This is a genomic window from Actinobaculum suis, from assembly GCF_900618115.1.
GTDB lineage: Bacteria > Actinomycetota > Actinomycetes > Actinomycetales > Actinomycetaceae > Actinobaculum > Actinobaculum suis.
In genome coordinates, this window is the sequence record NZ_UYIO01000001.1 from 889339 (window position 1) to 901859 (window position 12521).

Annotated in this window: 8 protein-coding genes; 5 read left to right on the forward strand and 3 right to left on the reverse strand. The window is 58.5% G+C overall.

Translation table 11 applies throughout. From position 1 onward, the window contains the following. The first annotated feature begins 10 nt into the window (after positions 1 to 10). Both H8274_RS03635 and H8274_RS03640 read left to right on the forward strand, forming a co-directional pair. Complete coding sequence (locus tag H8274_RS03635) at positions 11 to 1456, forward strand: cell division protein PerM (RefSeq protein ID WP_185933847.1); 1446 nt, start codon at positions 11 to 13, stop codon at positions 1454 to 1456. A 101-nt stretch (positions 1457 to 1557) separates the two neighbouring features. Beyond that, a complete protein-coding gene (locus H8274_RS03640) occupies positions 1558 to 2901 on the forward strand; it encodes an alpha/beta hydrolase (protein ID WP_185933848.1) in 1344 nt (447 codons plus the stop codon). 205 nt (positions 2902 to 3106) lie between these two features. Here H8274_RS03640 and H8274_RS03645 read toward each other — a convergent pair whose 3' ends face one another. Beyond that, positions 3107 to 4489 carry an FAD-dependent oxidoreductase gene (locus H8274_RS03645; protein ID WP_185933849.1) on the reverse strand — a complete coding sequence of 461 codons (1383 nt, stop codon included), beginning with the start codon at positions 4487 to 4489 and terminating at the stop codon, positions 3107 to 3109. Positions 4490 to 4542: 53 nt separating this feature from the next. On the opposite strand from H8274_RS03645, the gene H8274_RS03650 reads away from it, so the two are divergent. Next, positions 4543 to 4812, forward strand: a complete 270-nt coding sequence (locus H8274_RS03650) for a DUF3017 domain-containing protein (protein WP_185933850.1) — start codon at positions 4543 to 4545, stop codon at positions 4810 to 4812. 253 nt (positions 4813 to 5065) lie between these two features. Next, the gene (locus tag H8274_RS03655) at positions 5066 to 6355 is read left to right on the forward strand and encodes a dicarboxylate/amino acid:cation symporter (RefSeq protein ID WP_049618862.1); all 1290 of its coding nucleotides are present in this window, start codon (positions 5066 to 5068) and stop codon (positions 6353 to 6355) included. A gap of 307 nt (positions 6356 to 6662) precedes the next feature. On the opposite strand, the gene H8274_RS03660 is transcribed toward H8274_RS03655, so the two are convergent. Continuing rightward, the gene (locus tag H8274_RS03660; protein ID WP_185933851.1) at positions 6663 to 9029 is read right to left on the reverse strand and encodes a 6-phosphofructokinase; all 2367 of its coding nucleotides are present in this window, start codon (positions 9027 to 9029) and stop codon (positions 6663 to 6665) included. Between the two features lie 383 nt (positions 9030 to 9412). Between H8274_RS03660 and pgi the strand changes: the two genes are divergently transcribed. Next, positions 9413 to 11068 (forward strand): glucose-6-phosphate isomerase, encoded by a 1656-nt coding sequence (gene pgi / locus H8274_RS03665; RefSeq protein ID WP_049618861.1) that lies wholly within the window; start codon positions 9413 to 9415, stop codon positions 11066 to 11068. 221 nt (positions 11069 to 11289) lie between these two features. On the opposite strand, the gene H8274_RS03670 is transcribed toward pgi, so the two are convergent. Next, positions 11290 to 12297, reverse strand: coding sequence for an IclR family transcriptional regulator (locus tag H8274_RS03670; protein WP_185933852.1), 1008 nt, complete (start codon positions 12295 to 12297; stop codon positions 11290 to 11292). Between the last annotated feature and the right edge of the window lie 224 nt (positions 12298 to 12521).

Consider the following 12521-nt stretch of genomic DNA (forward strand, 5'->3'; position numbering starts at 1 on the left):
AATAAGCTTGATGTTTACGTATCCTCGCCGGGTCGCCGTCGGCCTGGCCGTAGTTCAGGCTTACATGCTGACGTGGCTCGGCGTGGTGCTGGTGTGCGTGCTTGCCTATGTGCTCACCGCCAGCTCCCCACTGCTCGGCGACGTGCAGTGGCAAGACGCCAGCAACTTCGGCAGTTCGGTATGGTTACTCTCCTTCGGCACCCCCATCGTGGTAGCCGGAGCCCATATTTCCTTACCGCCACTACTGCTCACCCTCATTATTTTCCTGACGCTACGCAGCTTTTTACGTTCCGCGCGTATAACCGACTGGTGGGATGTACTCATTGCCGCGAGCACCGGCGCGGTTTTAGGGGCTATTGCTTCCGGCCTGGCCCTTGCCCATTCTTCACTTTTATGGGCGATTGTGGGTGGCGGGCTATTCGCCGCCTTCGCCGCGCAATTCGCCTGGGAAGAACCACCCGAAATTCTCTATCTGGCACGCCTAGTAGCCGCGTGGAAGATCGCGCGGCCACTGGTGGGTGCCCTCGCCATTTTCAGTGTAATTCTGCTGATTGTTGCCCTTATATCCGGGTGGGATCGGATCAGCGCCATCCACGCCAGCTACCTGGTTTCTGGCACTTCGAGTTTCTTGCTAGTGGTAGCTCAACTCTTCTTCCTACCTGCCGGGCTTGCCTGGGCGCTTGCCTATGCGAGCGGAGCCGGATTTGCGGTGGGGGAGGGCACACATTTCTCGGCCCTCGGTGGAGTGGGCGCTCCCATCCCGGCGATCCCGCTTTTCGGTGCGCTACCCGAACCGGCAGGTACAAAATCCTGGCTTATCGCCATCCTGGTGGCTATCGGGTGCCTGGCCGGAGTATACGGCTGGTACCGGGTACGCCAATCGGGCCGCTGGGAAAAACTCGCGCTGGCGCTGGCCGAAGTAATTTTGATTACCGCCGCCCTTGCCGCACTTACGCGGGGAGGCATCGGCCCGGGCCGCATGGCCGAAGTAGGCCCCAACGCGCCGCGCGTTGCCGGCATGATACTGCTAGAAGTAGGTCTTCCATTCCTCGCCGTGCCTGCCTTGATCGAACTTTCGCGTTTCGGTGCCCGCCGTCTGCAAGTTTATCTAGCCCAGCGCCGCACCCGAAGCAAGGTAGCGTCCTTACCCGATCCTGACGCCGGCTCAGCTGCGAACCCTGCCGGCTCAGCTGCGAGCACTGCCAGCTCTACCAGCGCCGCCAGCTCGGCCAGCACCGTCAGCTCGGCCAGCTCTACCAGTTCCTCCAGTACTAGCTCTACCATTTCCGCCAGCTCGGCCAGCCCCGCTAGTACTGCTAGTGCTGCTAGTAGTGTTCACAGTGCGGGCTCTGCCGGTACTGCTAACGCTGCGAGCCCTGCCGGCACTGTTAACACAGCGCCGAGTGCAGATACGGGGACGGGACCGGCGGTCGGCGTGTCGCCAGAGCAGTCTTAGCGTGTTAACTTGCCCGAAAATCCGCCAGTTTCACGGCGCGTCCGCCGTGGGGTGGAGGGGCGAGCCGCCGCACCGGCTTAGTAAAAATCTAGACTAGCTGAGTGTTTGCTCCTGATTCGAAATGGACCTTACTGGTCAGTGCCCTGATCTTTGTGGGCTTGGTAGCCCTTGCGGGCTGGCGCTTGAAAAATGCGCGTGGCATCTGGGGGCGGATTATTAGCGCCGTAGTGGTGCTACTAGTACCCGTTTCCGGTTTTGTTACGGTTTGCTTCGCGATCAACCACGCCCGGCATTTTGCCCCTACCTGGCGGTCCGTTGCCGCTTTAGCAGGAGTGAAAGAAGAACGCGAGGTGCAGGTAGAAGAAGCCGCGATCCCGGCCTACACCGGCCACGACCGGCCCTTAGAAGCACCTGATGGCCCGCAGTGGAAAGCCCAGTTTGTGCGCGACCCCGAAAACGGCGCCCTCAAAACCGATTTCACCGGCCCGAATTCTGGCGTTACCATGCCCGTTTGGGTGTGGGTTCCCAGCGACTACGATCCGGCGAAAACCTATCGGGTAGTAATCTTGCTGGAAGGCTATCCTTCACTCACCTCTGACATTCCAAAGGTTTTGGACCTGGACGGCCAAATGCCTGGCATAACTTCAGACACCATTATTGCCATCCCGAAACTGGAGCTGGATAGCGAATCCCCAGACTGTGTGGATATTGCCGGCCGGCCCCAAGCGGGTTCGTGGGTGACGAAAGACGTCGTCGGCCTGGTACAAGCAAACTTCTCTACCTCGCAAAACCGTAACGACTGGGCAATCGCGGGTGCCTCCTACGGCGGTTGGTGTGCTCCGGTACTCGGCCTGTCCCACCCGCAAATTTTTGGCAGCGTGATTTCGATGTCAGGCTACAACCCGCCCATGACAGGCCGGCTCCAAGACGACCCGCGGGCCGTTTCCTCCTACACCATCACCAATATGATGCAGAAAGCTAGTTGGCCGCAACGGTTCTACCTCACGGGAACCACCGGGGATACAGATTCGGAAGTGTTCCTACAAGAAGTGAGCCAGGTAAACAAACCAAATTTGCCGGTGGAAACCTACCTGGACCCGCGCGGCGGCCATAATTGGAAGATTTGGCATGACCATTTCCCCGAAGCCTTACGCTGGTGGCAAGGCGAAGTGCCCGATAACGCGGTAGCGAAGAAAACCGATATAAAACAGGACGCATTTTTTACCGGACCGCTCGGGCCAGTACTCTGCGGCCTGAGCGTGGTACTGCTCCTAGGTTGGGCACTGGCGCGCGGTAAAAACTGGGGCATACTGAAACACACCATCGTAATGCTCGCCATCGCCGGTTTGGGGGCGTGGTGCCTGCTATTGATCGTCAACCTGGATACTAAAACCGTGGTGAGCTTCGAATCCATCGATGCTTTCTTCAAACTCCTGCACCGGTAAGAAACTCGCGCAGCCGGGCCGGCGCTAACCGTAGCGGACTGCCCGGTGCCAGCGATGGTACCTCGCATAGCCGGGAAAGCGGGCAGGAGATCTACCCTTGCCCGCTCGGTGCAGACCTTGTTGCCCGGGGTAAGAATGCAGAGCCCCGGGGCTGTCCCGGCCTGCCCGGCTGCGAATATTTTGGCCGGGTGGCTACGCGCCGCTACTACTGGCGGGCGGCGGGCGGAACGGGGATACGCAACTGCCGGCGGGCGCGGGAAGTTTCCCGGGGCGAATCAACCGTAAGGACGGCTTGCGGGCGGCTCGGGTGGGCGGCGTCGTACCAGGTAAAGACCTGCCCGGTAGCGGTTTCGGTAACCGTTGGGGAAGAGGCGGCCGCGCTAATTTTCTCCCAGCTGCCCAGGAGCGCAATCTCGTGGCCAAACTGGGTGGAAAAAGCTTCCGGGGCGGGAAGCCACTCCGGGCCGGGCAAGCCGCAAATTGTGGCGGCCACGCGCTGCGCACTAGCAAGCGCAGACCGCCAATGCCCACCGAGAAGTAGTTCGCGGGTATCCATAAATTTGCGTGCGGCGTTACCAGTAACGGTACGAGTCGAGTTGTTGCCGGCGAAGGTACCTGCGGCGGTGCCGGTGCGTGCGGGGTTGCTCGTACCGGGGAATGCGGGGTTGCCGGTGCTGGTATACGCGGTGTTGCGGGTAGCCAGGTCCGGAGTGTCACCTGGCACATTATCGGAAACTTCGCTGGCAACCTGGCGCGGCAAATACGTATCGCACGCGTCCCCGGCGGCGAAAAGACCGGGAATAGGATCGCCGTTCGGGGCGAGTACCCGGCCGCGCACATCTACCACCAGGGCACCGCGCGGCGAAAAGGCAACCGGCTCGCGCACAAAACCGAGCGCCGGACGCGAACCGCTAGCTTCCACCAACACGTCAGGTTCCGCAAAGGCGGGCTTGCCGCGCCACAGTTTTTGCGGATAGGCCTCCGGATGCCAGACCACGCCCGCCCGCGCGCACCACCCTTGCCACAATTCGTCTACCTGCGCGCCCAGGTTCGCACCCAAAAAATGCCCGGAGCGGCCCCACAGCTCAACGTGCGCACCAAAGGCCGCGATAGTGGCCGCAAGCTCGGTACCAAGCCAGCCCGAACCGGCAATATGTACCACGCTTTGCGGGGTGATCCGCGCCCGCAAACTGTGCGCATCACGCGCGGTATACAAAGGTAGAGCGTTAGGGAGGGTCATTAGCGGTTGCGTGCCCGAAGCAATAACGACGGCGTCCACGATTTCTTCCGGCGCAGCAGATTCAATATGCCACCGGTCTTCAAAACGTTCCAGCAACTCATCGTGGCGCCACACCCGATCCGCCGGATCGGAAATAACGGTGACGCCGAGCGCCGCGAAATCTCCCAGGCCGTCTGCGGCTAGCAGATGCGTAAAATCCGTGAACAGGTTTTTGGACAGTGGCGGGCGGTCATAGGGCGGGCATCGCTCCAGGTCCCAGGCCAAAATCTCTCCGGCAAAACCGTTTTCCCGCAATTCGGCGGCGGTGCGCAAGCCCGCAATCCCCGTGCCAATAATCCCGATACGCATGCTTCCAGGCTAGTCGTTTCCGGCGCTGGCTGGGGCACGCTAGGATGGCAGGCGTGAATATCCGGATGCCTTGCTTTGCTTACTACGTGGTTGTGGCGGTGTGGGTCGTGGCTTGTATCGGCGCGGCCTTCCTGTGGTCGGCCCGCTACGCGGTGTATGGCCTGGCTGCGGGGATGGTAGTAGGTGCAGTAGCCCGGGCTTTGGCTCCGGAAGGGGCGGTGGCACGCATACGTTCCCGGTGGCTAGACGTTGCCACCCTGCTGGCTTTCGCATCCGTACTGACCTTCTTGGCTCGTTTTGCGAGCACCCCGCCGGTGCTATAAGCGGGGCACGCTACCGGTGTTTTAAGCGGGGCACGCTACCGGTGCTATAAGCGGGGCATGCTACCGGTGCTTTAAGCGGGGCACGTCGCTGGTGTTTTTAACTAGGGCACGCCGTGCGCGTGTCACGATGTGAACACAAATCGCTTTTAAACGAAGATCGTGTAAGGATTCATACATCATTTTCGCGGTAAGGGGAGCGATATAGCACAGTTGCCCGCCTCCTTCCCGCGATTATTTATTAGCGGAGGATGGTATGGAAACACTCAAGAAATTGGGGATCTTGCCGTGGGTTATCTTGGCAATAATCCTTGGCATTGTGTGCGGAATGTTTTTCCCGGAAGGGCTCTCCCGCGTCTTCTACACCTTCAATGACGTTTTTGCCCTGTTCCTGAACTTCTGCATTCCCCTGATTATCGTGGGCCTGATTGTGCCGGCGATTGGGGATTTGGGGCGCGGTGCCGGATACTGGCTGTTCCTCACGGCCGTTATTGCGTACGCCTCTACCTTGTTCTCTGGTTTCCTCACCCTCTTCGTCTGCAACGCGTTGTACGACAAGGTGTTAGATCCGAATGCTTTCGCGGGACTAGGGGCAAGTACCGGTTCGGCAGAAGCCGCGCAAGATACGTTTAGCACCACGCCGGGCTATTTGCCCACCGAAGTATTGCAAATGCCGCCCGTTTTCTCGGTGATGACGGCGCTCATTTTGTCCTTCATTATGGGGATCGGTCTGGCTTTGGTACCGCGCGGGGTATTGCGCCGCGGTTTCCTCGAATTTAAGGAAATCATCAATGCGCTGATTTCCAAGATCATCATTCCCTTGCTGCCCTTGCATATTTTCGGGATTTTCCTGAATCTCACCGCGAGCGGTGCGGCCTTTAATGTGATGCGGGTGCTGCTCATCGTCGTCGTGATTGTGTTGGCGTTGGAAGTGGTAATTCTGCTGGCCCAGTTCATTGTGGCCGGGGTAGTGGACCGCAAGAATCCTTTCCGGGCACTGTGGAATATGAAGGACGCTTACCTGACGGCGCTGGGTACTTCTTCCTCTGCGGCTACGATTCCGGTGACCTTGCGGCAAACGTTGAAGAACGGGGTGCGCGAACCGATCGCTAGCTTCGTGGTGCCATTGTGCGCCACGATTCACCTTTCGGGTTCGACGTCGAAGATCACGGCTTTTGCCATGGCGATTGCTTTCACGCAGGGGATGCCGATCACTACCGGGCAGTGGATTGCTTTCATTTGCATGCTCGGCATTATTATGATTGCCGCACCGGGCGTGCCGGGCGGGGCGATTATGGCATCGATTGGCATTATTACTTCCATGCTCGGCTTCAATGATGCCCAGGTGGGGCTCATGATTGCCACCTATATTGCGCTCGATTCCTTCGGTACCGCCACGAATGTGACCGGAGATGGCGCGATCGCCATGATTATGGACCGGATTGCCGGCAAGAAGATCGACGAGCGGGAAAAGCAAGAAAGCCCAATCGGCCAATACGAACCCTTCGACCCGGACGCCTACTTGGCAGAAGTCAAAGCACAATAAGAACAAACTGCGGGCGCGGCACAAACCCGTGCCGCGGCAGCCGACTCCCTCGACAACCGGTGTACGGCGAAGCGGGTGCCTCGGCAACCGGCGCACTTGTAGATAAACTAGGGCGCCCCGCACCAGGCAGGAACTAAACCTAGCCGGTGCGGGGCGCTCTATTGCGCTGAGGTAACGCGAGTTGGTAGTCAGCTACGCAGTTCATTGGCCGCTCATTGGCCGCGCAGTTGGTACCTGTGGTACCTGGCGCTTCCATATAGTTAGCGTTGGGTGGTGTTCGCGTACTTGGCACTCGCGTTAGTTGGCGCTAGTCCAGGTATTTGTCTGGGTATTTGCGGGTGTACAGATCTAGCGGTAGTTGTTCGCCCGCCCAGAAACGTTCTCCTACGGTGTAGAGCACCGGTAATACGCCCAACCACCACGGGTCATAGGGTAGGCGGGTTTCCATATTCATCTGCTCGTCCATGTGGAGGATCGGATGGGTTACAAATTCGCCGCGCACCTGCCCCACATAACGGGAAGCGAAACGGCCCGAATCGAATTGCCGGTCGATTTCGTCTAGGGCGGCGTCTACGAGTTTCACCGCGAGCGTCCGGTCATATGGGCTAGGTTCGCCGCCTTGTTGCTGGTGGCCAATAATATTGGCCCGCACATCGAAAAGATTGCCGCCTTCTTCTTCGAAAATATTAGCCAGGAGCTCAGTGGTGTAGTACTTGGAGGCGTTCTCATTGCGGATTACCAAGTAGAGGGTGCGGGTGCCGCTAAAGGAACGGATCATCCGCTGGCAATCATTAGTGAGCTGTTTGAGGGTAATACCCAGTTCGAAGAGGTAAACCTGTTCGGCGCCGGTAGCGATCCCGCTCATCAAAGCCAAATACCCGGAACGGCGTCCCATTACTTCCACCACGAAACACCGGTTGGTAGCCGAAGCCGATTCGCGGATTTTGTCGATTGCGCGCACATTAGTGTTCAGTGCCGAATCCGCTCCGATGGACAAGTCTGCGCCCGGCAAATTGTTGTCAATCGTGGCCGGTACACACACGATCGGAATATTGAAAGCCGGGTAGCGATGCCGTTCCTGGGTAAGTGCCAAAGCTGCTTCGTAACCGGCCAGGCCGCCAATGAGAATAATCCCGTCAATCTGGTTTTTCTCAATCGACTGGGCAAGCGTGAAGTACTGGTCGATCGTGGGGATCGCGCGGCGCGTGCCCAACGCGGCCCCGCCTAAACCAGCCCAAGAATCCACGTCCATCCAGTGCAGTTCGTGGACGTCTCCCGCAATCAAACCGGGGAATCCGCCTTCTACTCCCAACATGGTATAGCCGCGGTCAATGCCGAGCCGTACCGCCGTGCGCGCCGCCGGATTCATTCCGGGGGCCAGCCCGCCCACATGCATAATGGCCAGGCGCGGGCTACGCCCATCAGGGCGCGGTTTGGGGGCGGGGAAGGGCCGGGAGATCGCCGAGAAAATATTGAGCATCTGCTGGAACCCCTTGCCGCGGCTGGCCACTGCGGCGTCGTAATTACCAGCGGCAAGATCCTGCGCTACCTGTTGCGTGTTAGCTACCGCTTTAACCAGCGGCAAACGCTGCAGTTGGTTATTGCATACGCCGATAATGCAGGAGTCATCGCCGGCTTGCATCCCCATGAGTTCCACGGCGGCGGTGTAGCCAAGCAAAGTAGACATCCACCGGTCATAAGCGGAAGGAGTGCCACCGCGTTGCACGTGCCCGAGGGCGGTGATGCGCGGAGATTCGTGCAACCGGTCTTTAATTGCTTGTTGGATCCGTTGGGCCGTGATTTTTTCGCCGTGCCGATCCTCGCAACCTTCCGCCACAATAATGATCTGCGCGCGCCGCCCGGCTTGCCGGCCTTGGGTGAGACGGTTACACATGGCGTCTTCCCAACCGTCTTCCGGTGGATGTTCGGGAATAAACACGTAGTCGGCACCGCCACCCACGGCCGCTTGCAAAGCCAAATATCCGCACCGCCGGCCCATTACTTCCACGATGAAAGTGCGTTGGTGAGAAGCCGCGGTAGAAGTAATCGCATCAATCGCATCCAAAATACGGTGCAGGGCCGTATCCGTACCTACCGTAATATCTGAACCTACGAGGTCGTTATCAATCGAGCCGACCACGCCCACCACTTGCAGTTCCGGATATTTTGCGGCCTGTTCGCTCGTAATATCCCCGCTGGCTACCAGTTCTTCCAAATATTTTGGCCAGCGTTCGTGGAGTAGGTTGGCGCCGGTGAGTGAGCCATCCCCGCCGATCACTACCAGGTGGTCAATCCCTGCCTGTACAAAGTTTTTGACGGCAACGCGTTGGCCTTCCGGCTCCCGAAATTCGGAGGAACGCGCCGAACCGATCACGGTGCCGCCCTTTTCCAAGATGGAAGACATATCTCCCCACACCACGGGCTGGATGAAATCGCCACCGGCAATCGCCCCCTTCCAACCTTCGTGGATTACACAGGGCTGCCATTTATTTTGCAAAGAAGTACGTACTACCGCGCGCAACACGGCATTCATTCCGGGAGCATCGCCACCAGAGGTGAGAACGGCGAGCTTCGGACGGTCTGAGTGAACCAGGCCAGGGCCGGCTAGCTCTTCCGTAGAAGGCACATTTTGGCTTGAAGCACTCGCCTGCCTAATAGATTCAAGATTCGCCATGGGCTTCTCCTCACTTGTTTCTCCGATAATTCTTTCAAATGGGGGAAGATTTAGGCGGGATTTAAGCCCGCGATTCTTCAAACTTGGCTGCGATCTGCGGGTTTGCTGCATACTGCCGGTTTGCCGCGCGATCATTTTGGGGCGGGTAGTAGCTTTGCGGGTAGCAGGTGTAGTTCGGGGCGGGTAGTGGGCGTCTGCTTTTTCGGGGAGGGTGACAGCCGTTTGCGGGGGCGATGAGCCGCTAGCGGGGCAGTATTTTCGGGGGGGGGGGGGGGCAGAAATGCGGCCTGTCTGGCTGGCGCGCCTGCGCAAAGCGGCCTATACCACAGTGCGCGGCGTTGGTTAGGATGGTTGTGTTACATACTCTTCAACGTGGAGGACTCATGCAGAAACCAATTGATCCCACGAGTACGGCCGCATGGGCGAAACTCGAAAAATTGTATGCGGATTTCCAGGTGGATTTCCGGAGCTGGTTTGCCGCTGATCCGCAACGGGCCAGCGAGTTCACGTATGAGGCGGGGAGCCTCAACGTAGATCTTTCGAAGTCTTATTTGACGGCGCCGGTGCGTGATGCCCTCCTAGAACTGGCCGCGGAAACCAAGGTGCTCGAACGCCGGGATGCTATGTATGCTGGCGCGCATATCAACACCACTGAAGACCGCGCGGTTTTGCATACGGCTTTGCGCCGCCCGGCCACCGATGAGCTCGTAGTAGATGGGCAAAACGTGGTGGCCGATGTGCATGAAGTGAAAGGCCGCATGTACGATTTTGCGCGCGCGGTCCGCTCGGGCGAATGGAAGGGCGTGACGGGTAAACCGATCCGCACCGTTATCAATATTGGGATCGGTGGTTCCGACCTCGGGCCGGTAATGGCCTATGAAGCACTTAAACCGTACGTAAAGGACGGTTTAGAATGCCGGTTTATTTCCAATATTGATCCCACCGATGTGGGGGAGAAGCTACGCGGCGTCGATCCAGAAACCGTGTTGTTTATCGTTGCCTCCAAAACCTTTACCACCCTGGAAACCCTTACGAATGCGCGCCAGGCACGTACCTGGTTGCTCCAGCAGTTGGCGGCGCGCGGGGTACAAAGTGCCGACGCCGTAGCTAAGCACTTTGTGGCGGTGTCCACCAATTTGGAGAAGGTATCCGAGTTCGGTATTTCGGTGGAGAATGCCTTCGGGTTCTGGGACTGGGTGGGCGGCCGCTACTCGGTAGACAGCGCGGTTGGCCTTTCCCTGGTGATTGCGATCGGCCCGGATAACTTCGACGATTTCCTGGCCGGTTTCCATGCGATCGATGAGCATTTCGCGCAGGCAGCACCGGAAAAGAATGTGCCCTTGCTGATGGGCTTGCTCAATGTGTGGTACGTGAACTTCTTCGGGGCGGCCACCCACGCCGTGCTCCCGTACTCGCAGTACCTGCACCGTTTCCCGGCCTATTTGCAGCAGCTCACCATGGAATCGAATGGCAAGCGGGTGCGCTGGGACGGCAGCCCGGTTACTACCGCAACTGGCGAAGTGTTCTGGGGCGAACCCGGCACTAATGGCCAGCATGCTTTCTACCAGCTCATCCACCAGGGCACGCAGCTTATCCCCGCAGATTTCATTGCTTTTGCCAACCCCACCTACGCCTTGCGAGATGGGGAAGCAGACCAGCATGAGCTGTTCCTCGGTAACTTCTTCGCCCAAACGAAGGCCTTGGCATTCGGCAAGACGGCCGATGAGGTACGGGCTGAAGGCACACCGGAAGAAATCGTGCCCGCCCGCGTGTTCCCGGGTAATAAGCCGACGGCGTCTATCATGGCGCCGGCACTCACGCCGGCAGTGCTCGGCCAGCTCATTGCCCTTTACGAACACATCACCTTCACTCAAGGCGTGGTATGGGGGATCGATTCCTTCGACCAGTGGGGTGTGGAACTGGGCAAACAAATGGCAATCGACCTGGCACCCGCCATTGCCGGAGATGAAGAAGCCCTCGCGGCCCAAGATCCATCCACGCGCGCGCTGATTGCCTACTACCGCGAACACCGGCAGTAAAACTCCAGTTGCGTTTGCGGTGCGCGGTAGCGCGAAAAAGTAAAAACATATATCTACGGCCCGGGCTAGGAATGCGTTTTTCCTGCCCGGGCCGTTTATTTTGCGGCGCTGCTAATTAGGCGCTAATTAGGTGCCTACTAAATAGGTACCTGCTAATTAGGTAGGGGCGCCGTTAGTTAGGCGATAGTTAGGCAAGACCGCGCGGTTACCTTCGCCTCGTTTTACTGCCCGCTCGTATTTACGATTTCGCGGATTTCCGCCACGTTTTCTTCTAAAACGTGGAGCGGCATGCGGAAGGCAATTGCTGAAACGCTGATCGCGCCGGCCAAATATTGACTACCCGGCGCGTAGTACGGCACGGCCAGGCAGTTGAGTCCGTTTTCGCTTTCCTCGCGATCCACCGCGTATTGCTGGGCGCGAATGATTTCTAGTTCTTTCCACAATTTCGGTACCGAGGTAATGGTATGGGCCGTGCGCCTCTCCAATTCGGGCGTGCTACCCGCGCTGGGTGCAGCCGGCCCACTTGCCACGCCGGCTTTGGTGGCGTGTGCGGGGGCAGCTGCGTGTGCTTTGCCGGTTACGGCGGCGGCGCGTGCTTCGCCGGTTACAGCGGCGTCAGTATTCGGTGTATTCGGTGTACTCGGCGGAGTGAGGCCCAATATTTCGTAGAGGTCCGTGAGCGTGTGGGTTTTATAAGCGAGGAGAAGTTTGCCGACGGCGGTGGCATGGGCCGGGTTAGCGCCGCCCACTACCGAGGTTAGTTTTACAGCACGGCCCTGCGGTTCGGCCTTTGCTTGATAGATCACGCGGTTACCATCAAGTACCGCATAGTGCGCGGTCTCCCCGAACCGTGCCACCAAACGGTTCAGAATTGGTTGCACGCGCTGGGTAAGCGGCCGTGATTCGGCATAGGTAAAAGCGAGGCGCAAAAATTCGTCACTTATTTCGTAGCGCCCATGTGCAGAATTCGTTACCAGCTCGGATTTAACCAGCGAACTTAGGGAACGATGCACGGTGGATTTTGGGGCCGCCATAATTTCCGCCAGTTCTTCCAAACTGGCACCTTGGGGCCGGTGAGCGAGCACGATGAGGAGAGCCAAAACACGATCGGCACCCTTGAGTTTACTAAGGTCCGCGGAAACCAGTGGCTGGGAAACCAAAGGTTGGGTATGAGGCTGGGTATCGCCGTGATAATACGCGCTATCACCGTGTACAGTGTGCTGACTCATCGCTCTACTTCTTTCCTACAACGCTTGTTCTTGCCACGCCCGGCAAACCAGCAGGCCCGGCAAACCGGTTTGCCTTCGGCGTGCGGCGGTGAGCCTGAAGCGTGCGGGCACATGCTGGCACACCGTCGTGCGGCCGTGGCTCCAAGCTTTCGGTTACTTGGAAGATACCGGAGTTTTGGGCCTTTTGGCTTAAAACCTGCCGAAAAAAACTCAGAATTAAGCAA

Coding starts and splice junctions, on each gene's coding strand:
- pgi (WP_049618861.1), top strand. CDS start 9,413: ATGCAGAAACCAATTGATCCCACGAGTACGGCCGCATGGGCGAAACTC.
- H8274_RS03655 (WP_049618862.1), top strand. CDS start 5,066: ATGGAAACACTCAAGAAATTGGGGATCTTGCCGTGGGTTATCTTGGCA.
- H8274_RS03645 (WP_185933849.1), bottom strand. CDS start 4,489: ATGCGTATCGGGATTATTGGCACGGGGATTGCGGGCTTGCGCACCGCC.
- H8274_RS03660 (WP_185933851.1), bottom strand. CDS start 9,029: ATGGCGAATCTTGAATCTATTAGGCAGGCGAGTGCTTCAAGCCAAAAT.
- H8274_RS03670 (WP_185933852.1), bottom strand. CDS start 12,297: ATGAGTCAGCACACTGTACACGGTGATAGCGCGTATTATCACGGCGAT.
- H8274_RS03635 (WP_185933847.1), top strand. CDS start 11: ATGTTTACGTATCCTCGCCGGGTCGCCGTCGGCCTGGCCGTAGTTCAG.